The organism is Actinoplanes palleronii, assembly GCF_016862315.1.
GTDB classification, from domain to species: Bacteria; Actinomycetota; Actinomycetes; order Mycobacteriales; family Micromonosporaceae; genus Actinoplanes; species Actinoplanes palleronii.
The window spans coordinates 181,733-200,526 of record NZ_BOMS01000051.1 but is presented as its reverse complement, the minus strand read 5'-3'; the positions used below and the strand labels follow the sequence as shown (position 1 = coordinate 200,526).

The 18,794-nt window shown below is 70.4% G+C and carries 21 protein-coding genes and 2 riboswitches; of the genes, 8 read left to right on the top strand and 13 right to left on the bottom strand.

The features are described 5' to 3' along the window. Nucleotides 1-9: 9 nt before the first annotated feature. Complete coding sequence (locus tag Apa02nite_RS19485; protein ID WP_203826236.1) at nucleotides 10-1,023, top strand: PseG/SpsG family protein; 1,014 nt, start codon at nucleotides 10-12, stop codon at nucleotides 1,021-1,023. Here the strand turns inward: Apa02nite_RS19485 and Apa02nite_RS19480 are convergent. Together Apa02nite_RS19480 and Apa02nite_RS19475 are read right to left on the bottom strand one after the other, a co-directional pair. Further along, on the bottom strand, nucleotides 998-2,017 hold the full coding sequence (locus Apa02nite_RS19480) for an NADPH:quinone reductase (protein WP_067693314.1): 1,020 nt from the start codon (nucleotides 2,015-2,017) through the stop codon (nucleotides 998-1,000). The genes Apa02nite_RS19485 and Apa02nite_RS19480 overlap by 26 nt on opposite strands. A gap of 19 nt (nucleotides 2,018-2,036) precedes the next feature. Continuing rightward, a complete protein-coding gene (locus tag Apa02nite_RS19475; RefSeq protein WP_203826235.1) occupies nucleotides 2,037-2,540 on the bottom strand; it encodes a GNAT family N-acetyltransferase in 504 nt (167 codons plus the stop codon). A gap of 86 nt (nucleotides 2,541-2,626) precedes the next feature. Between Apa02nite_RS19475 and Apa02nite_RS19470 the strand changes: the two genes are divergently transcribed. After that, nucleotides 2,627-3,115, top strand: a complete 489-nt coding sequence (locus tag Apa02nite_RS19470) for a response regulator transcription factor (protein WP_203826234.1) — start codon at nucleotides 2,627-2,629, stop codon at nucleotides 3,113-3,115. 37 nt (nucleotides 3,116-3,152) lie between these two features. After that, nucleotides 3,153-4,631: a DHA2 family efflux MFS transporter permease subunit gene (locus tag Apa02nite_RS19465; RefSeq protein ID WP_203826233.1), complete on the top strand. Its 1,479-nt coding sequence runs from the start codon at nucleotides 3,153-3,155 to the stop codon at nucleotides 4,629-4,631. Here the strand turns inward: Apa02nite_RS19465 and Apa02nite_RS19460 are convergent. From Apa02nite_RS19460 to Apa02nite_RS19445, 4 genes are all read right to left on the bottom strand, one after another. Next, complete coding sequence (locus Apa02nite_RS19460) at nucleotides 4,588-5,634, bottom strand: S66 family peptidase (protein ID WP_203826232.1); 1,047 nt, start codon at nucleotides 5,632-5,634, stop codon at nucleotides 4,588-4,590. The genes Apa02nite_RS19465 and Apa02nite_RS19460 overlap by 44 nt on opposite strands. A 14-nt stretch (nucleotides 5,635-5,648) precedes the next feature. Then, entirely contained in the window at nucleotides 5,649-6,371 is a 723-nt protein-coding gene (locus Apa02nite_RS19455; RefSeq protein WP_203826231.1) for a zf-HC2 domain-containing protein, read from the bottom strand. A gap of 45 nt (nucleotides 6,372-6,416) precedes the next feature. Further along, on the bottom strand, nucleotides 6,417-6,938 hold the full coding sequence (locus Apa02nite_RS19450) for a sigma-70 family RNA polymerase sigma factor (protein ID WP_067693297.1): 522 nt from the start codon (nucleotides 6,936-6,938) through the stop codon (nucleotides 6,417-6,419). Nucleotides 6,939-7,085: 147 nt separating this feature from the next. Next, entirely contained in the window at nucleotides 7,086-8,177 is a 1,092-nt protein-coding gene (locus Apa02nite_RS19445; protein WP_239164405.1) for a neprosin family prolyl endopeptidase, read from the bottom strand. Nucleotides 8,178-8,546: 369 nt separating this feature from the next. Here Apa02nite_RS19445 and Apa02nite_RS19440 point away from each other — a divergent pair, with 369 nt between their 5' ends. Continuing rightward, complete coding sequence (locus tag Apa02nite_RS19440; protein WP_203826229.1) at nucleotides 8,547-9,017, top strand: cysteine dioxygenase; 471 nt, start codon at nucleotides 8,547-8,549, stop codon at nucleotides 9,015-9,017. Further along, entirely contained in the window at nucleotides 9,014-9,415 is a 402-nt protein-coding gene (locus Apa02nite_RS19435) for a rhodanese-like domain-containing protein (RefSeq protein ID WP_203826228.1), read from the top strand. The genes Apa02nite_RS19440 and Apa02nite_RS19435 overlap by 4 nt, the downstream gene beginning before the upstream one ends. Nucleotides 9,416-9,490: 75 nt before the next feature. On the opposite strand, the gene Apa02nite_RS19430 is transcribed toward Apa02nite_RS19435, so the two are convergent. Then, nucleotides 9,491-10,198, bottom strand: a complete 708-nt coding sequence (locus Apa02nite_RS19430) for a TetR/AcrR family transcriptional regulator (protein WP_203826227.1) — start codon at nucleotides 10,196-10,198, stop codon at nucleotides 9,491-9,493. 52 nt (nucleotides 10,199-10,250) lie between these two features. On the opposite strand from Apa02nite_RS19430, the gene Apa02nite_RS19425 reads away from it, so the two are divergent. Further along, on the top strand, nucleotides 10,251-11,924 hold the full coding sequence (locus tag Apa02nite_RS19425; protein WP_203826226.1) for an MFS transporter: 1,674 nt from the start codon (nucleotides 10,251-10,253) through the stop codon (nucleotides 11,922-11,924). On the opposite strand, the gene Apa02nite_RS19420 is transcribed toward Apa02nite_RS19425, so the two are convergent. From Apa02nite_RS19420 to Apa02nite_RS19400, 5 genes are all read right to left on the bottom strand, one after another. Beyond that, complete coding sequence (locus Apa02nite_RS19420) at nucleotides 11,912-12,460, bottom strand: hypothetical protein (RefSeq protein WP_203826225.1); 549 nt, start codon at nucleotides 12,458-12,460, stop codon at nucleotides 11,912-11,914. The genes Apa02nite_RS19425 and Apa02nite_RS19420 overlap by 13 nt on opposite strands. A gap of 26 nt (nucleotides 12,461-12,486) precedes the next feature. Next, nucleotides 12,487-13,581, bottom strand: coding sequence for an AAA family ATPase (locus Apa02nite_RS19415; protein ID WP_203826224.1), 1,095 nt, complete (start codon nucleotides 13,579-13,581; stop codon nucleotides 12,487-12,489). Continuing rightward, nucleotides 13,578-14,210 carry a nicotinamide riboside transporter PnuC gene (pnuC, locus tag Apa02nite_RS19410; RefSeq protein WP_067693274.1) on the bottom strand — a complete coding sequence of 211 codons (633 nt, stop codon included), beginning with the start codon at nucleotides 14,208-14,210 and terminating at the stop codon, nucleotides 13,578-13,580. Before pnuC ends, Apa02nite_RS19415 begins: the two co-directional genes overlap by 4 nt. Before the next feature lie 37 nt (nucleotides 14,211-14,247). After that, nucleotides 14,248-14,613, bottom strand: a complete 366-nt coding sequence (locus Apa02nite_RS19405) for a hypothetical protein (protein ID WP_203826223.1) — start codon at nucleotides 14,611-14,613, stop codon at nucleotides 14,248-14,250. 155 nt (nucleotides 14,614-14,768) lie between these two features. Beyond that, nucleotides 14,769-15,374, bottom strand: coding sequence for a TetR/AcrR family transcriptional regulator (locus Apa02nite_RS19400; RefSeq protein WP_232344233.1), 606 nt, complete (start codon nucleotides 15,372-15,374; stop codon nucleotides 14,769-14,771). Nucleotides 15,375-15,561: 187 nt separating this feature from the next. Here Apa02nite_RS19400 and Apa02nite_RS19395 point away from each other — a divergent pair, with 187 nt between their 5' ends. Continuing rightward, nucleotides 15,562-16,458 carry an ABC transporter permease gene (locus Apa02nite_RS19395; RefSeq protein WP_203826222.1) on the top strand — a complete coding sequence of 299 codons (897 nt, stop codon included), beginning with the start codon at nucleotides 15,562-15,564 and terminating at the stop codon, nucleotides 16,456-16,458. Further along, the gene (locus Apa02nite_RS19390; RefSeq protein WP_203826221.1) at nucleotides 16,451-17,224 is read left to right on the top strand and encodes an ABC transporter ATP-binding protein; all 774 of its coding nucleotides are present in this window, start codon (nucleotides 16,451-16,453) and stop codon (nucleotides 17,222-17,224) included. Before Apa02nite_RS19395 ends, Apa02nite_RS19390 begins: the two co-directional genes overlap by 8 nt. Before the next feature lie 57 nt (nucleotides 17,225-17,281). On the opposite strand, the gene Apa02nite_RS19385 is transcribed toward Apa02nite_RS19390, so the two are convergent. Next, nucleotides 17,282-18,310: a coiled-coil domain-containing protein gene (locus tag Apa02nite_RS19385; RefSeq protein ID WP_203826220.1), complete on the bottom strand. Its 1,029-nt coding sequence runs from the start codon at nucleotides 18,308-18,310 to the stop codon at nucleotides 17,282-17,284. 5 nt (nucleotides 18,311-18,315) lie between these two features. Then, nucleotides 18,316-18,453: riboswitch (cyclic di-AMP (ydaO/yuaA leader) on the bottom strand. 208 nt (nucleotides 18,454-18,661) lie between these two features. Further along, a riboswitch (cyclic di-AMP (ydaO/yuaA leader) is annotated at nucleotides 18,662-18,793 on the top strand. Nucleotide 18,794: the final 1 nt, after the last annotated feature.

The following is an 18,794-nucleotide window of genomic DNA, read 5'->3' as shown; positions in this document are numbered from 1 at the left end:
AGGCTCAGCGTGACCACGATCGGGATTCGGTGTGATGCTGGGGCGCGGACCGGCGTCGGGCATCTCGTCCGGTGCGTCGCGCTGGCCGAGGAGCTCACCGCGCGCGGCGCCGACGTGCACTTCCTCAGCGACCTGGGCGGCGTGACCTGGGCCGAGGCGCAGCTGGAGCAGCGCGGGCTGCCCTGGCACCCGGCGCCGTTCGACGAGGTCGGGCTGGTCGCCGCGGTGCGCCGGCTGGGCCTGGACGCCCTGGTGGTGGACTCCTACGTGCTGCCGCCGCAGCACACCGTCGCGGTCCGCGCGGCCGGCGTCCCGGTGCTGGCCATCGTGGACGGTGACACGCGCGGGCAGAGCGCCGACATCTACGTGGACCAGAACCTGGACACCGCGCTGACGGTCGACGCCGGGCTGCGGCTGACCGGGCTGGACTACGCGCTGCTGCGCTCGACGGTGCGCCAGCTGCGGCCGGTGACGGCGCCGGTGCATCAGACCCTGCGTACCCCCAAGGTTGTCGCTTTTTTCGGTGGAACCGACGCCTATCGTGCCGCGCCGCAGGTCGCGCGGCTGCTCGCGGACGCCGGCGTGCCCTTCGACGCCACGGTCGTGGCGGCTGACGACGGATTGCGCGCCGAACTGCTCGCGGTCGCACCCGGCCCGGGACAGCGGTTCGAGATCATCGCGCCCACCGACCACCTGCCCAAGCTGCTGGCCGGCGCCGACCTGGTGGTCAGCGCCAGCGGCACCTCGACCTGGGAGTTGCTCTGCCTGGGCCGGGCCGCCGCGCTGGTCTGGGTGGTCGACAACCAGATCCTCGGGTACGACCGGGCCATCGCCCGCGGGTACGCCGCCGGGCTGGGCCGGCTCGGCGCCTTCGACGACAACGCCGCCGGCCTGCTGCGCGACCTGCTCACCGACCCGGCGCGACGCACCGCGCTGGCCGCCGCCGGCTGGTCCGCGGTCGACGGCCGCGGAGTGGAACGGGTGGCCGACGCGCTGCTCAGCGCAGCGACGACACGTCGATGACGACCTTGCCCACGACGTTCTTCTCGACCGCCTCGTGCGCCTCGGCGACCTGGTCGAACGGGAACCGGATGATCGGCAGGCCGTGCTCCTCGCCGACCCGGAACGCGCCCGCGTTCACCGCCTCGGCGACCGCGGCCACCGCGTCGTCCTTCTCGGCCGGCGTGGTCGTGTAGGTCAGCACGAACGCCAGGGTGGCGTTCTTCAGCATCGCCGGGAAGCTCGGCACGCTGAGCTTGCCGCCCACGTAGATCGCGATGTGGCCACCCGGCGCGATCACCTCCAGGTCCAGACCGATGTTCTCGGTGTTGACCTCGACGATCAGGTGCGGCCCGGTCGGGCTCAGCTCGCGGATCCGGGCGGCCACGTCCTCCTCGCGGTAATTGATCACCGCGTCCGCGCCGGCCGCGGCCGCCAGCGCCGCCTTGGCCTTGCTGCTCACCGTGGTCAGCACGGTCGCGCCGGCCCACTTGGCCAGCTGGATCGCGGCGTTGCCGACCGCGCCCGCGCCACCCGCGACGAGCACCGTCCGGCCGGTCAGCGCGCCGGGCGCCAGCCGGGCCGGTCCGCCGCCGGCCAGGGTCAGGCACCGGTGCGCGGTCAGCGCCGGGATGCCCAGGTCCGCGCCGACCTCGAACGGGACGTTGTCGTACATCCGGACCACCTGGCGGCGAGGGAGCACCACGTATTCCTGGGCGGTGCCGTCCGCGCGGCCGTAACCGGCGTCCCACACCCAGACCCGGTCGCCCGCCTCAAAATCGGTGACGCCCTCCCCGAGCGCGTCGACCACGCCCGCGCCGTCCTGGTTCGGCACCCGGGGTGGGCCCACCCCGTCCGGCACGCCGCGACCGGCTCGCGTGCCGGTATCGGTCGGGTTCACCGCCGACAGCACGATCCGGACCCGCACCTCCCCGGCGCCGGCGAGCGGCAGCCCGCGCTCGGCGAATTCCAGGACGTCGGAGGCGGGACCGGGCTCGTGAAAGACGGCAGAACGCATTCCACCACCTTAGGCTTGCTCACAGCACTCGGCGCATGACCAGGCGTGGCCACTCGTCGAGACCGTGCGCGGCTTCCTCGGCGCGGATCGCCCGCAGACCCGGTGACAGATCACTGTCGGACACCGGATGGAAGCCGAGTTTCCGGTAGTACGGACCGTTCCACGGCACCTCGGCGAACGTGGTCAGGGAGAGCGTCGGCGAGCCGTTCTCCCGGGCCCAGGCGGCGACCTGCTCGACGAGACTCGCGCCGAGCCTTCGGCCGGCGTGGTCCGGGTGCACGGAGACCTGTTCGAGATGCGCGAGGCCGTCGACCCACAGTGCTATCGCGTACGCCACCGGCCGATCCGTCGCGTCCGCCACCACCCAGGCGCGCCCGTCCCGCTGGTATTCGAGCAGCTCAGCCGCGGGAAACGGTTCATCGTCGGCGACCGCGTCCATTCCCACCGCCGCGAACCTCCGTCCAGCTTCGACCTCGATCCGCTGCAATTCCGGAATGTCCGCTTCCCGCGCCGCTCTGATCATCCGCCGATTCAACCCGGTAGGCCCTCAGGGGTGCTACCGAGTTGCCGAACAGGGATAGGCACGTTGTCGCCGTCCTGGAGGTCCGCGTGTTCACAGTCCTGATCGCCGACGACGAGGCCGACCACCGCGACCTGCTCGCCATCGCCCTGGGCCGGCGCGGGTACGCCGTGGTGACCGCCCCCGACGCCCCCGGCGCCCTGGACGCGCTGGCCAAGGGCGGTATCGACGCCGCGCTGCTGGACATCCGGATGCCGGGCGACACCGGTCTCGACCTGTGCCGCCGGATCCGCAGCGACCCGACCCTGGAAACGCTGCCGATCATGGTGATCAGCGCGGACGTGCACCACGACCGGATGACCGCCGCCCTGCACGCCGGAGCGGACGACTACCTGGCCAAACCGTTCGCCCGGGACGAGCTGATGACCCGGCTCGGCGACCTGCTGCACCGGTCGGCCGCCGGGGCGATCCGCTCGGCCGCCGCGTCCCGGGCCGCCCTGGCCGCCGCCCGGCACTCGCTGCCGCAGCCCACCCCGGTCACCCGCCGCCAAGAGATCACCGTCCGGCACATCGCGTGACACCCGCGCCGGCCCGCCCCCGGCGTAGGGTCACCGCATGGAACCGGTTCGGTACGGCACTGCCGCTGGACGCTGGGTCTTGCTGGCTACCGTGCTCGGGTCCAGCCTGGCCTTCATCGACGCCACCGTGGTCAACCTCGCGCTGCCCGAGCTCGGCCGCGACCTGGGCGCCTCCGCGGCCGGTCTGCAGTGGACGATCAACGGTTACGCGCTCTCGCTCGCCTCGCTGATCCTGGTCGGCGGCTCGCTCGGCGACCGGTTCGGCCGCAAGCGGGTGTTCATGGCGGGCGTCGCCTGGTTCGCCGTCGCGTCCCTGCTCTGCGGCCTGGCCCCGAAAGTCGAGATGCTCGTCGCGGCACGGGTCCTGCAGGGCATCGGCGGCGCGCTGCTCACCCCGGGTGCACTCGCCATCCTGGAGGCGTCGTTCGCGCCCGGCGACCGGGCCCGGGCGATCGGCGCGTGGTCCGGGCTGGGCGGCATCGGCGGCGCGCTCGGGCCGTTCCTCGGCGGCTGGCTGCTGGAGTTCGGCAGCTGGCGGTTCCTCTTCCTGATCAACGTGCCGGTCGCGGCGCTGGTCCTCTGGGTCGCCGCACGGCACGTGCCGGAGTCCCGCGACCCCGCGGCGGCCCGGCGCTTCGACGTGCTCGGGCTGCTCACCGGCGCGGCCGGGCTGGGCGGCCTGACCTACGGATTCACCGCCTGGCCGGCACACGGCGCGAGCCACCCGGTGGTCCTGATCCCGCTGGTCGTCGGCGTGCTCGGGCTGACCGCGTTCGTGATCGCCGAACGCCGCTCGCCGTACCCGATGGTCCCGCCGTCGATCTTCCGCAACCGCGCCTTCACCGGCGCCAACCTGGTGACCTTCCTGGTCTACGCCGCCAACGGCGGAGTGTTCTTCCTGGTCGTGGTGAACCTGCAGGTGGTGGCGGGCTATCCGGTGCTGGCCGCGGGCCTGTCCATGCTCCCGATCACGGTGATCATGCTGTTGCTCTCGGCCCGGGGCGGCGCGCTCGGCCAGCGGATCGGCCCGCGCATCCCGATGACCGCCGGCCCACTGCTCTGCGCCGCGGCCCTGGCACTGATGTCCACGATCGGCCCGGACGCGCCCTATCTCACCCGGGTGCTGCCCGCCGTCGTGCTCTTCGGCCTGGGCCTGGCCCTGCTGGTCGCCCCGCTGACCGCCACCGCGCTGGGCGCCCTGGAGGACTCCCGGGCCGGCATCGCCTCCGGCGTCAACAACGCGGTGGCCCGGGCGGCCGGCCTGCTCTCGGTCGCGGTGCTGCCGTTGCTGGCCGGGCTCGGCTCGGGTTCCCTGACCGAATCCGCCCAGCTCCACCCGGTGTACCAGCACGCCATGCTGATCTGCGCCGGGCTGATGGTGGCCGGCTCGGTGACCGCGTATCTGACCATCCCGGCCCGCCTCACCAAGCCGACCCCGAACCACTCGTTCTGCGACCCGGCCTGCACACCGGCTAGAAGTGCGCCGTCACCGTCCGAGCCGGCCCGTCCACGGTGACCTGCCCGCCGTAAGGAAGCACCCACTGCGGATCGGTGTGCCCGAAGTCCACCCCGAAAACGATCATCGCCTCGGGGTGGTAGTCGGCGAACGCCCGCAGCACCGCCTCCCGCTGCTCGTCGCGGTACCGCTGCCGCTCGGCGACCGGGCGCGGATCGGTGAAGACGGTGGCCTTCGCGGTGGCGACCAGCACCGCCGGGAACTGGCGCAACAGCCCGCGCTCCCCGAAGTCGCGCAGGATCCGGAAGACCTTCCCGGCCGCCGGCATCTCCTCGGACGTCTCCAGCAGCAGCACACTCCCGGCGTACTCGTCGACCGGCCGGATCCACCGGTCCGCCGCCAGGTGCGAGTGCACGACCTCCAGGCAACCACCCCAGGTCGGACCGGTCACCACCCGGTCCGGCCGGTGCCACGTCCAGCCGGGGCTGGGCACCGGTGCCGGCGCGTCGGTCAGCGAGCCCTCGCCGGCCCAGTCCAGCTCCTCCTCGCTGAACTCGGCGACCGGCTCGATCGCCAGATCCCCGCCGTCGAAGAGCGCGGCGCGCAGCGAGGCCAGGTGCACCGGCTGGATCCCGGGCCCGCGCGCCACGTGCATCATCGTCGACCCGCCGTGGAAGCCGGCGAGGCCGTGACACCACAGCCAGTTGAGCAGGCTGGTGTTGTCCGAGAACCCGAAGAACGGCTTCGGGTCGGCGCGGAACACCTCGGGGTCGAGGTGCGGCAGCACGGTGATCTGGTCGTCGCCGCCGATGGTGGCGAACACCGCGCGGATCGACGGGTCGGCCCACGCCGCGGTCAGGTCGGCGGCACGGTCGGCCGCGGACGCACCGAGTTGCCGGGTGGTCGGGAACTCCACCGGCTCCAGCCCGAGCACCTCGCGCACCCGGCGCAGCGCCTGCTCGTGCCGCTCCGGGAACAGCGCGGGAGCGGCGAAGGCCGGGGAGAGCACGGCAACGCGGTCACCGGTACGCAGTTTCGGGGGCATCCGAAGGGAGATCGACATGCCCCCGATTCTGCTCAGGCAACGGTCGCGGTGCCCAGTACTTTTCCGCCGCTGTCCGTGATCACGATGGACTGCACGTCGGTCGCCTTGATCGAGCTGGCGCCGCTCACCTTCGCGTTGTGCTCGGCCGTCTCGCCCCAGGCCGCGGCCTGTTCCATGGTGCCGTCGGTGCGTTTGACCATGCAGAAGAAGGGCGCCTTGCCCTCCATCTTCGTCATGTTCAGCCCGATCTCCACACCCCAGGCCTTCGGGGTGAGCACCGCCTGGCCGCCCATCCCGCTGCCGGCCGCGGCCTGGAAGTCCGCGGTGATCAGCTGGGTGCTCTGCTGTGCCGTGGGCGGGTTCGGTGTCCCCTGGCTGGTGGAGACGATGCCGTAGCCGATCGCGCCGGCCGCGATCACCGCCACCGACGCGGCGACCAGCCATCGGGTCCGCGACACCCGGGTCTCCCGGGTCTTCTCCGCCCGCATCCGGCTGAGCAGGTTCTCGACGTTCTGCGAGGTGGGTCGCGCGGTCGGCGCGACGGTGAGCGGTGGCAGGCCACCACCGGTGTGCCGGGCATCCGGCAGGTGTTGCAGCATCTCCGGCACCGGTGCCAGCCGATCCAGCTCGGCCCGGCAGTCGGCGCAGTCGTGCAGGTGCGCGTCGAGCCGGTCGGTGTCCGTCTCGTCCAGGCCACCGAGCAGGTAGCCGCCGAGCAGCCGGTGCAGGCTGTCGTGCTCGTCGAGGTCACTCATGCCGCACCCCCGCCCGACCGATGTCGCGGATGGGGCTGTGCCCGCTCATCGCAGCATCCCCATCTCCTCGAAGACGGTGCGGAGCGCACGTACCGCGTAGTAAGCGCGGGACTTGACCGTGCCCTCCGGCACCGACAGTTTCCGCGCCGCGTCGGCCACGCTCTGCCCCTCGTAATACATGGCCTGAATCACCGCCCGATGCTCCGGGGAGAGCCGTTCCAGCGCTTCCGCGACCAGCCAGCCCTCCACCATTTGATCTACATTGTCTGCCGACGGCACGGAGTTGACCGCTGTCTCGTCAGAAACCAGCTTGGGCCGGCGCTGTTCCGCCCGCCACGCGTTGGTCACCACGTTGCGCGCGATGGTGAGCAGGTACGACCTGGTCCGCCCGGGTTCCGGGTCGAGCCGGTCGATGTGCTTCCACGCCCGTAACAGCGTCTCCTGGACCATGTCCTCGGCTTTGTGCCGATCGGAGACGTATCGCGAGACAAAATTGATGAGCACTGCGTAGTGCTCCGTGTAGAGCGCGGTCATCAGTTGCTCGTCGGGGCTCACCCGTCGCTTCATCGGCGCCAGCTCCCCTCGGGTTCCGCCCGGCCACCCGGATGTACATCGTCACACGCGATCCGGTTCACGGTGGGGGCAGGAAACCGGAAAACGTCAATGCCCGGCCCCTTTGGGGGACCGGGCATCAACCTTGCGAGGTACGGGAGATCAGCAGGCGCCGGCCCCGCCGTAGCGGAACGTCCGGGTGCTCTGCCTGGACACCTGATAGAGGCTGCTGGTGCTGCGCACCGCCACGTCAGGGGTCGGGCCGTTGATGTAGGCCACGCTGCCGATCCGGGCCGCCGTGGTCTCCAAGCCGGCCAGACCGTTGCCCATCTGGGTGCACGGCTGGGCGGAGGACGCGGCCACCTCGCCGAAGATCTGGACCATGCCGGTCTTGGCGAAGTCGACGGTCCAGAGGTTGGCCGGGAAGTAGCCGACCCACTCGGTGTCGTAGGCGATCCACCAGGCGCCGCCGTAGAACTGGATGCCGAACTTCTTCTGGATGTCGACGCTCAGCGTGTCGCCCGGCGTGATGGTGTTGCTGTACTGCACGTAGCCACAGCCGTTGTAGCAGCTGGTCTGGCCGTTGACCCAGTGGTAGACGAACAGGTGCGGGTCGTCGTCGCCGTTGACCACGCGGTCCACGTTCCACCCGACCTCGACGATCTGGGTGCCGTCCGCGGACTGCACCGCCAGCTCGGCCAGGGTGTGGTAGTCCGCCTGGGCCAGCACCGGTTTGTTGATCGTCAGGTTCGCGTACGCCCCGTCGGAGACGGCGGCCTGCCAGCCGACGTTGTAAAGGAAGTGGACGGTCGAGCCCGAACTGGACGGCGAGGCGGTCGCGGTCGGCGGTGGATCGAGCTGGAGCGGCTTCGGCGGCACCACTGTGGTCCTGGTCGTCTGCAAGGAGCGGGACTTCGAGCTGCGGCCCTTAGGCGCGTACTCATCGGCGTCGCTCACGTCGGTCTCGCCTGGCGCCGCGGCGCTGAGCCCGGCGGCCTTGAGCGCGCGGCTGGTGGCGCCGTCCTGGCCTCGTTTGACGAGCTGCGGCTCCTCCCCCCAGGGGAGGATGGTCGGCGGTTTCAAAGCGGGATCGGCAGCGGCGGGGGCTTCGGCGACTTCAGCCGGCGCGGTCGCAGCGGCAGGTCCGTCGGGAATCTGCTCAGCACCCGCGTTCAGGGTGGAGGCGACTCCGATAGCGCCGATCACCGCAACGGAGAGGCCGGCGGCGAGCAGACCGCGGCGTGACTTCAACACGTGTCCGTCCTCGTTCATCGGGGGGGCATCGGAGGGCGCCCAGCTGGGCGTCTTCCTCCGGCAACCGACTCTCGGCGGCGCCACTGACCATATAGCCATCTCAATTACCTAGGGACGGGCTGACCAGCAACTCTGCCGGAACGGTTGACCCAGAACACCATTCCGGTGACGGAATGCCCACTTTGGTCGACGGAGCGTGGTCGCACCATTGCGGATCGCAGTTTTTCGCACCCCGCCACGAAAGAGGCAAACGCGGTGAAGCCTCTTTCGGGGGACGAGCCGGTTCCGGGAAGTGGCCCCGCCCCGCCCAGTTCTGTGATAAAACCTATCTCACCGATAGGGTATGTATAGCTGAACCGGAGGAACCGAATGACCACCACCGCGCTGCAACTCGACCATCTCGCCATCGCCCGGCAATTCGCCAATGCGCCGGAGGGTTGGGTGGTTCCGCCCCGGTTCGACCCGGTCGACAGGTGGTACCACCGGCTGCACGTCGCCGACGACCATGAGGTCTGGCTGCTCACCTGGCTGCCCGGCCAGCAGACCGAGTTGCACGACCACGGCGGCTCGGCCGGCGGGTTCCACATCTTCAGCGGCACGCTCACCGAGGACACCGTCAGCGGCCCGGCCGAGTCGCCCCGGGTCACCTCCCGCGACCTGAGCGAGGGCGCCGGCCGCCGGTTCGGCAGCCACCACGTGCACCGCATCGTCAACCGCGGCCCCGACCCGGCGATCAGCGTGCACGTCTACGGACCGGCGCTGACCAGCATGACCAAGTACCGCCTGGGCCCGGCCGGTCTCCAGACGCTCACCACCGAGCGGGCCGGCGCCCAGTGGTGACCACGGCACCGCCCGGCGCGAAGAGCATCGCCGAGATCCTGGACGAGGCACGCACCCGGCTGGACCGGCTCGGCCCGGCCGAGACCGACGCCGCGGTCCGCGACGGCGCCGTACTCATCGACATCCGCCCGGCGGCCCAGCGCGCCGAGCACGGCGAGATCCCCGGCGCGCTGATCATCGAGCGCAACGTGCTGGAGTGGCGCCTCGACCCGCGCAGCGACGCCCGGCTGCCGTTCGCCGACCGCTACGACCTCCCGGTGATCATCACCTGCCAGGAGGGGTACACCAGCAGCCTGGCCGCGGCCGCGCTGCAGGAGCTCGGCCTGCACCGGGCCACCGACCTGGCCGGCGGCTTCAAGGCCTGGCGCGAAGCCGGGCTGCCCACCCGATCCGTCTGACGGTCCGACTCCCGGCTGGTTCTCGGGGGTGCGTCAGGTCGCCTGACGCACCCCCGAGAACCAGCCGGACCCGTCTCAGCCGGTGACGTGCCGCTGCAGGCCGTCGATCAGCAGGTCGAGACCGAACTCGAAGCGCTCCTGGGAGGTTCCCGAGGTCATCGCGGCCGAGTTGCGGCTCAGGTACGGGAAGCGGTCGGCCGGCAGCTCCGCGAGGAAGGCCGCCATCTCGCCCTTGACCTGCTTCTCCGACTCGTGCTTGGGCAGGCCGAGGTGGCGCAGCTGCGCCCGCCAGATGGACGTCTCGTAGGCGTCGACGGTCACGTAGAGGAAGATCCGGTCGAGCGCCCAGGCGCCCAGGTGCGCCGGCAGCCCGCCCTCGACCATCAGGCCGAGCATCCACTCCGAGGCGCGCAGTGCGTTCGGCCCGTTCGGCACCGTCGCCAGCGCCACCCGGCCCAGATCGTTGTGGGTCAGCAGCAGCCGATGAGTGCCCAGCATCAGCTCCTTGATCTGCTGCTGCCATCGGGCCGGCTCGCGCGGCGGCAACTGGATCTCGCCGCAGACCCGGTCGAACATCAGGCGCAGCAGTTCGTCCTTGTTGGACACGTGCGCGTAGAGGCTGGACGGCCCGGTGCCGAACTCCGCGGCGACCCGCCGCATGCTCACCGCGTCGACGCCCTCCTGATCCGAGATCCGTAGCGCGACGTCGATGATCTGCTCGCGGTCCAGCTGCACCCGGGTCGACTTCCGGTCGGGCAGCGGTTGCCAGGGGGAGTTCTTCATCAACGACTAATCTAGTTGACACTGAACGGTGTTCGCTACTAGAACAGTGTTCGTGACAACGAACAGTGTTCAAACAGAGGCGGCGCCGGAGACCGCGCCGTATCGCTATCGGTGGGTCGCGCTCTTCGTGATCCTCGCCGTCGAGGTGATGGACCTGCTCGACGCGCTGGTCACCACGATCGCCGGACCGGTCATCCGGGAAGAGCTCGGTGGGTCGTACAGCCTGATCCAGTGGCTGGGCGCGGCGTACACCCTGTCCATGGCCATCGGCCTGCTCACCGGCGGGCGGCTCGGCGACATCTACGGCCGCCGCCGGATGTTCCTGATCGGCGCGGCCGGCTTCACCGCCGCGTCGCTGGCCTGCGCGCTGGCGCCGTCGGCCGGGTTCCTGGTCGGCGCGCGGGCGGTGCAGGGCCTGTTCGGCGCGCTGATGCTGCCGCAGGGCCTGGGCATGCTGCGCGAGATGTTCGGCCCGGCGGAGCGGGCCAAGGCGTTCGGCGCGTTCGGACCGGTGATGGGCCTCTCCTCGGTGGGCGGCCCGATCCTGGCCGGCTGGCTGGTCGACGCGGACTACTTCGGCGCCGGCTGGCGGATGATCTTCTTCATCAACCTGCCGCTCGGCGTCTTCGCGGTGCTCGGCGCGATCAAATACCTGCCCGAGTCCCGCCTCGACCGGGCACCCCGGCTCGACTGGCTCGGCGTGCTGTTCGCCGCGGGCGGCGCGTTCCTGCTGCTCTTCCCGCTGGTGCAGGGCCGCGAGCTGGGCTGGCCGGTCTGGACGTTCGTGATGCTCGCGGTCGGCGTGATCTCCTTCGGACTGTTCGCGGTCTACGAGGCCGGCCGGGACAAGCGCGGCCTCGACCCGCTGGTCACCCCGAGCCTGTTCCGCAAGCGGGCGTTCACCGGCGGCCTGGCGCTCGGCCTGATGTTCTTCGCCTCGCTGATCGGCACCGGCCTGGTCTTCACGTTCTACCTGCAGATCGGGCTGGGTTACTCACCGCTCAAGGCGGGCCTGACCACGCTGCCGCAGGCGCTCGGCATGGTGGCCGGCTTCATCGTGGCCGGCGCCGGACTGGCCGAGAAGCTGGGCCGCAAGCTGCTGCAGCTCGGCACGGTGGTGATGCTGGCCGGGACCGTGGTCCTGGCCGGCACCGTGCACCTGGCCGGCGCGGACATCACCCCGTGGCACATGATCCCGGCGCTGCTGCTGCTCGGTATCGGGATGGGCCTGGCGATGGCGCCGTTCTTCGGCATCGTGCTGGCCGGCGTGGACGACGAGGAGAGCGGCTCGGCGTCCGGTGCGATCACCTCGGTGCAGCAGCTGGGCGGCGCGTTCGGCATCGCGGTGCTCGGCACGATCTTCTTCGCGCTGCTGCCCGGCCAGGTCGGGCAGCACGTGGACGACGCGGCGGGTGCGCTGCGGACCACGCTGACCACGGCCGGGGTGCCCTCCGACGCGCAGCCGGCGATCGTCGCCGGGCTGCGGGACTGCCTGACCGACCGGGTCGCCGAGACGAACCCGGACGTCGTACCGCCGAGTTGCCGGGACGACGGTTCCGCCGCCGATCCGTCGGTTGCGGCCTTTGCCGCGGAACAGGTCCGCGCGGGCTTCGAAGACACCACCGTTCGTACGGCCGGAGTGGCCCTGTTGCTGCTGATCGCCGCGTTCGGGCTCTCCTTCCTGCTGCCCCGCCAGGGCAAGCCGGAAGACGCTCACGCCGGGTAGACGACCCGGGAGCGCCCGCTGTAGAGGTGCCGGGTGCCGTCGATCTCGTAGCCGGAGTTCGGCGCGTCCAGCCAGACGATGTAGGGCTCGCCGGCGATCAGCCCGGTGAGCGTGGTGCTGATCGTGCAGCCGGTGCCGGCCGGGACGTCCTTCCAGGCCGGCTCCGGCTGGGCACCGCTGATCAACTTCTGGGGTACGGCGGTGACCCGGTAATTCGAGTCGTACTGCCGGGGCCACTCCACCCGGAAACCACCGGCGACGGCGGTCACCACGATCGGGATCAGCACCGGATCGGTCCTCGGCCAGATCCTGGTACAGCTGGGAATCGGTGACGGCAGCGACGCGACAGCGGCCGGTGTCGGGCTGAAGCTCGCCCGGGACGGCGTCGGGCTGGGTGTCGCGCTGCCGGAGAGCAGCAGCGACCAGGTGCTACCGGGGCTGGGCGAGGCGGCGGCCGTGGTCTGCCCGCCGCCCGAGCACCCACCGGACACCAGCGCGCACGCCACCGCCGTCAGCACGGTCCCGACGCGCCGCATCCCGTTTCCCCCCGATCGGTCCACCCCTACCGTTCGGCCGGATTCCCCGGCGGCTGAGGCACAAGCGGGTCGGCCAGCCGCCACCCGGCGGTCAGCAGCCGGTCCACCGCGGCGATCGCGGTCGTCAGGCGCTCCCGGTACCCGCCGGACAGCGCGACCCACGGCACCGCACGGGCGGCCAGCTCGGTACGGAACCGCTCGGTCATCCACCGCCGCAGGTGCTCCCCGTCGCGCAGCCCGTCGTCCTCGAACGGCACCCCGGCGTCCTCGGTCAGCAGGTACAGGTCGGGGTCCCGGACCAGCTCGCGCACCTTGGCCGAGGCGCTGCCCAGGTAGCGCTCCTCCCAGATCGTGGTGGCGAACACGTCGGTGTCGCCGAACACCACCGGCGAGCCGGCCCGGGCCGCCGCGTCCTCGGCCGCCGACTGCTCGACCGCGACCGTGACGAAGTCGTCCCGGTCCCAGGTCACCTCGAAGACCGTGGCGTCGGGCCGGCCGCGCCGCAGGTCGGCGAGCTTGCGCTCGGTCAGTTCCCGGCCGAACTCCGGCACCCACCCGGTCGCCGCCCACACCCCGCCCCGGGTCCGGTAGTGCCGGGCCAGGGCGCGGGCCATGGTGGTGGTGCCGGTCGACTCGGCGCCGACCACGATCACCCGGCGGGCCAGCCAGGCACGCGCGCCGGGGCCGAGGTGGTGCCAGTGCGCGACCGGGTCGGCCCGGATCGCGGTGCCGGAGATCGAAACCCGCTCCCGGCCCGGGTCGACGAGCACCGGCTGGGCGCCGAAGCGTCGGGCCAGCTCCGCGCCGTACGCCTCGGAGGAGAACACCGCGTCGACCGGTTCCGGGCCGGCCGCGGCCCGGAACACGGCCATGTGCAGTTCCCAGACCGCCGGGTCGGCGTAGTCGATCGGGTGGTCGTCGTGCACCCCGACGAACCGGACGGCCGGGTGCGCCTCGCGCAGCCACTCCAGCCGCAGCGGCAGCGGCAGGCTCTCCTTCGACGACGGCGCGACCACCACGGTCAGCCGCTCGCACGCGGCCGCGGCCGTCTCGATCAGGGCGTGGTGCCCGGCGTGCGGCGGGTAGAACTTGCCGACGACCAGGCCGTGCCGGTACCTCACCCGGCCACCGCCACTGCCACGGACTGTGCCCGCCGTGCCGCCTGCCAGGACCGCAGGCCGAGCACGCAGAGGACGAGGAAGGCGAGGTAGAGAATCGCGGTCAGCCAGAGGTCCTTGTAGGCGTACAGCGGGATGTAGATCACATCGGCGGCGATCCACAGCCACCAGTTCTCCACCAGTTTGCGGGTCTGGCCGTACGTCGCGAGCAGGGAGAGCGCGGTGGTGAGCGCGTCGGCGAGCGGCACGGTGGAACCGGTGAGCCGGTCCAGGAACAGCCACAGTCCGCCGGTGATCACCACGCCGGCCACGGCCAGGGCGAGCCACTCGGCGCGGGTGGTGGTGCGTACCACCAGCCGGGTGCGGTCGGCGCCGCCGTAGAGCCAGGCCCACCAGCCGTACAGGCCGAGGAGCACGTAGATCACCTGCAGGCCCATGTCGGCGTAGAGGCCCGCGGTGCCGAACACCAGCATCAGCAGCAGGACGTTGAGGATGCCGAGCGGCCAGTTCAGGATGTGCTGCCGGACCAGCAGCCCGACGGTGAGCAGTCCGGTGACGAAGCCGAGTACTTCGGCCCAGGTGGTGCCGACGCCGAAGGCGGTCAGCGCGATGCCGTTCAACCAATCGATCACGGTGACAGCATTACCGGCCGCGGGCGCGGTGGGAACGTCAGGCCGGGTGCAGGCGGTGCCCGGCCATCTCCAGCTCGCCCTGGTGCAGGACGGCCACCGGGGTACGCAGGCCGGAGATGTCGTCGTGGAGCAGCAGCGAGTCGCCGTCCAGGCGGTAGGTGCCGCTGGGGCGCTTGCGCCGGCCGGCCACCTCGCCGGCGTACGTCCCGTCGGTGCGCAACTGCAGCTGGACGGTGCCGTCCGGGCTGCGCCAGGCGCCGACCACCGCCGCGCCGGTCACCACCTGGGGCCGCTTCAGGACCGGGCCCAGTCCGGTGTCGGGCGTCCGGCCCATCGCGATCGCCAGCAGCGCGGTGGCGTCCAGGACGGTGGTGTCGACGTGCGGGATGCTCGAGGTCTGCATGTGGGCCGGCTCCGGGGGGTCGTGTCGGGGACAGTCCCTCGATTCGGCCCGGACCCGGCCACCCTGCAGGAAAGTCTGAGTTGCGATCGGGTGCGACCGGGTGCGTGTTCGGGTGCCGGTCGCGTCACCGCTTCGGGTGTCACTCCCGCACCCCCTCACTTCTTGGCGTCACCCCGCAAGGAGCCGAGGACCGCGGCCGAGAGCTTCTCCAGGTAGTCGTCGCCGATCGGCTGCCGGGCCACGGCCAGCCGCCAGTACAGCGGGCCCAGGATCAGGTCCACCGCGACGTCCGGGTCGGTGTTCTCGGGCAGCTCGCCACGGGCGATCGCCTGGCCGACCAGCTTCTCCCCGACCGCCTGCTGGTGGGTGCGCAGCACCTTCTGCAGGGTCTCGGCGATCTGCGGGTTGCGAGCCGCTTCGGCCATCAGGTCCGGGATGATCTGCGACGCGACCCGATGCTGCAGGGCCTTGCTGACGATCATCATGAGTAGGTCGAGGTCGCCGGCGAAGCTGCCGGTGTCCGGAAGTGGCACCTTGCGCCCGGCGACTTCCGTGATGATCTCCAGTACCATCTCCAGCTTGTTGCTCCAACGCCGGTAGATAGCGGTCTTGCCGACTCCGGCACGCCGGGCCACGGCCTCGATCGACAGACGGCCGTAACCGACCTCTGCCAGCTCGCTCATGACCGCGTTACGGATCGCCACAGTGATGTCGTTGCGGAGCACCGCCGCTCCGGCAGGTGCGCGTTTGACTGTCGCCACCTGGTCACTATAACGCTACGACGTAACGGTTGCGTTCCGCCGTTTGGTCGGCTACCGTTCCCGGCAGCGTCGATACGAACCCGTTTCATCGACGTCGGCGGGCACCTGGCATGCTGGCACCGTGTCTGATGGCAAGTCACCGGAGTCCGCCGCCTCGTACCGGCCGACGAGATCGGAGCACCACTCCATGCCAGAGACGGCGGTTGCCGATGCCGCTACCGGCGTTCCCCTGCGGGAACTCGCCCGACGGCACGGCCTGAGCTCTTCCGGGCGACGGCTCGGCCTACTGGAGTACACGCGCAAGCTGTGGGCATACCGGCACTTCATCGGTGCGCATGCCAAGGCGAAGACCTCCTCCTCGCTGGGCAACACGAACCTGGGTGCGCTCTGGACGGTGCTGACACCGGCCATCAACGCGCTGGTGTACTACGTGATCTTCGGTGTGGTGATCGGCACCAAGGGCAGCGTCACCAACTTCATCGCGTACCTCTGCATCGGGGTGTTCGTCTTCCAGTTCACCCAATCGGTGGTGCAGAACGGCATCAACGGGATCACCAGCAACCTGGGCATGATCCGGGCGCTGCACTTCCCCCGGGCCAGCCTGCCACTCTCGGTGGCCCTCGTGGAGATCCGCAACTTCGTCACCGCGATCGGCGTCCTGCTGGTCATCGTGCTGTTCACCGGCGAGCCGATCACTCCGAAGTGGCTGCTGATCATCCCGGTGATGCTGCTTCAGATGATCTTCAATACCGGGCTGTCGCTGGCCGCCGCCCGGCTGGGCTCGAAGATGCGCGACGTCAAGCAGCTGATCCCGTTCATCATGCGGTTCTGGATGTACGGCTCGGCGGTGCTCTACCCGGTCACCCGCTTCACCGAGAAGCTGGACGGCTGGAAGCTCGCCATCGTCGAGTCCAACCCGCTGCTGGTCTTCATCGAGCTGTTCCGGCACTCGCTGCTGGAGAACGTCACGCTGGCCGGTTCCCCGACGCTGCTCTGGATCGAGGCGGTCGTCTGGTCGCTGGTCGTGGGTGTCTCCGGCTACGTCTACTTCTGGCGCGGAGAGAAGGGTTACGGCCGTGGCTGACACCGAGCGCGTCCCCACCGTCATCGCCGACGACGCCCACGTGATCTACAAGATCTACGGCTCGGCCGGCAACCAGCAGAGCAGTCCGCTCTCCAGCTTCAAGAAGATCGTCACCCGCACCAAGACCGCGAACGTCCGCGAGGTGCACGCGGTCAAGGGCGTCACCTTCGTGGCGTACAAGGGTGAGGCGATCGGCCTGATCGGCAGCAACGGGTCGGGCAAGTCGACACTGCTCCGTGCGGTGGCCGGCCTGTTGCCGGTGGCCCGTGGTGCGATCTTCGCGGCCGGCCAGCCGTCGCTGCTGGGCGTGAACGCGGCCCTGATGAACGACCTGCCCGGCGAGCGCAACGTCGAGCTGGGCTGCCTGGCCATGGGCATGTCACCGACCGAGGTGAAGTCGAAGAAGCAGGGCATCATCGACTTCTCCGGGATCAACGAGCGCGGCGACTTCTCCTCGCTGCCGATGCGGACCTACTCGTCCGGCATGGCGGCCCGGCTGCGCTTCTCGATCTCCGCGGCGAAGCAGCACGACGTGCTGCTGATCGACGAGGCACTGGCCACCGGCGACGCGAAGTTCCGCCGCCGCAGTGAGGAGCGGGTCCGCGAGCTGCGCGCCAACGCGGGCACGGTCTTCCTGGTCAGCCACAGCGAGCAGTCGATCCGGGACACCTGCGAGCGCTCGATCTGGCTGGAGTCCGGCCTGATCCGCGCGGACGGCCCGACCGACGACGTGATGAAGGAATACGAAGCGTATATGCGCAAGTAGGACCGCGGACACGAAGAAGCCCGGAGCCGTCGGCTCCGGGCTTCTCGGCGTTTCAGGTCAGGTCACTGACAGGTGTACGTGGTTCGTGTGGTCCGTCGACGGTGTCCCGCCGGCCCCGCTGTACGACTTCCACCCACTGCTCGGCAACCAGATCCGTTTGAACCAGATGACATAGAGCACACCGAGTGTGTCGGAGTTGTGGATGAAGTAGTTCGCCAGGTTCGTGCCGTACGTCTTGCTGGCACCGGTGGCCACCCCGCCGAAACCGTTCTTGTCGGCGGCGAAGTCACAGGCCCGGCCCTTCGGGTGCTCCCCGCTGTTCTGCTCCCGGAAGCAGGCCACGTAGCGGGTGAAGCCCGCCTTCTGCGCCTGCTTCATCGCGAACAGCAGCCGCGGCGAGATGCAGCCGGAGGTGGTCGGGTCCGGTACGCAGCTGCCGTCCAGATCGCCGGAGGGCTTGTCCGCGTCGGAGCTGCTGCCACCACCGGAGTCGTCGGTGGCGGCGCCCTGGTTGGCCTCCTTGAGCGCCTGCTCGGCCTGGACCTTGCGCTTGGCCATCACGTTGACCTGGCGCTGCTGATCGATGATCGCGGCGTCGATCGAGGTCTTGGCCTTCTGCTGGCCGTCCCGGGTGTTCCGCAGGTCTTCGATGGCCAGGTTCTGCCGGGCGCCGACCGTGCTCAGCAGCTGCGCCCGGTCCAGGAAGCCGGCCGACGAGTCCGCGGTGAGCAGCGCGCTCAGCGGGCCCAGGCGGCCCATCGAGTACGCCTGCTGGGCGTACTGGTTCAGCGCGGCCTGCTGCGGGCCGAGGGCCGCGTCCAGCTTCTTCAGGTCGGCGGAGAGTTTGGTCTGCTGCGCCTTGGACGTCTTCAGCTTGGCCTTCGCCGTGACGTAACCCTTGGAGGCGTCTTCGAGTTTGTCGAGCAGGGACTTCGAGCCACCCTCCCCGTCGTCACCGGACTCACCGGGCGCGGCGAGCGGGCGGGGGGCCGCGGCCGCCGGCGAGGCGGCGCCGGTGATCCCGCAAGCGGCGACCAGCAGCGCGAACACGGCCACCCATCGTCGCCGCGCAGTCACATGCTGCACTGGCTATTTCCTTCCGTCGGCCGCCGGTCGGGTTAGCTGACGGGTTCGGGACGAAGGAAATCCCTACCGCAATTGCGCGGATTCACCCCGGAAGAAACGTGGATCCCCGGCTCGCTGCGTGTGCGATTAGGCGGCGGTCCCCACGCGGGAACCGGGACCGACCATACCCACTCGATCGACGATTCAACAGTTCCGGTACCGAATGCGACGGCGTGGTCACCTTTCGTGATGCGATTACAGAAAGTCGTTGATTGGTAACCCTTTTATTGCTTTTCCCGATCCTGATGCCACGCGATATCTCAGGTAAACTGGCCGCCGGTCCTGCCAGGACGGCACCGCCCCCGAGTTGCCGGCAGGCCGCCGCCCAATCGTCGTCAGACGAACCGGGGAACCAGGTAGTTGGGGTGAATCCGCTCTATGCGGTAGGGATAGCTTCCGTCCCGAACCCGTCAGCTAACTCGGTCGGCGGTGACTAGGAAGGATT

Bases quoted from the DNA above. Each gene is read 5' to 3' on its own strand.
- Apa02nite_RS19480 (WP_067693314.1), bottom strand. From the start codon at position 2,017: ATGCGTTCTGCCGTCTTTCACGAGCCCGGTCCCGCCTCCGACGTCCTG.
- Apa02nite_RS19475 (WP_203826235.1), bottom strand. From the start codon at position 2,540: ATGATCAGAGCGGCGCGGGAAGCGGACATTCCGGAATTGCAGCGGATC.
- Apa02nite_RS19465 (WP_203826233.1), top strand. From the start codon at position 3,153: ATGGAACCGGTTCGGTACGGCACTGCCGCTGGACGCTGGGTCTTGCTG.
- Apa02nite_RS19460 (WP_203826232.1), bottom strand. From the start codon at position 5,634: ATGTCGATCTCCCTTCGGATGCCCCCGAAACTGCGTACCGGTGACCGC.
- Apa02nite_RS19455 (WP_203826231.1), bottom strand. From the start codon at position 6,371: ATGAGTGACCTCGACGAGCACGACAGCCTGCACCGGCTGCTCGGCGGC.
- Apa02nite_RS19450 (WP_067693297.1), bottom strand. From the start codon at position 6,938: ATGAAGCGACGGGTGAGCCCCGACGAGCAACTGATGACCGCGCTCTAC.
- Apa02nite_RS19440 (WP_203826229.1), top strand. From the start codon at position 8,547: ATGACCACCACCGCGCTGCAACTCGACCATCTCGCCATCGCCCGGCAA.
- Apa02nite_RS19430 (WP_203826227.1), bottom strand. From the start codon at position 10,198: ATGAAGAACTCCCCCTGGCAACCGCTGCCCGACCGGAAGTCGACCCGG.
- Apa02nite_RS19420 (WP_203826225.1), bottom strand. From the start codon at position 12,460: ATGCGGCGCGTCGGGACCGTGCTGACGGCGGTGGCGTGCGCGCTGGTG.
- Apa02nite_RS19405 (WP_203826223.1), bottom strand. From the start codon at position 14,613: ATGCAGACCTCGAGCATCCCGCACGTCGACACCACCGTCCTGGACGCC.
- Apa02nite_RS19395 (WP_203826222.1), top strand. From the start codon at position 15,562: ATGCCAGAGACGGCGGTTGCCGATGCCGCTACCGGCGTTCCCCTGCGG.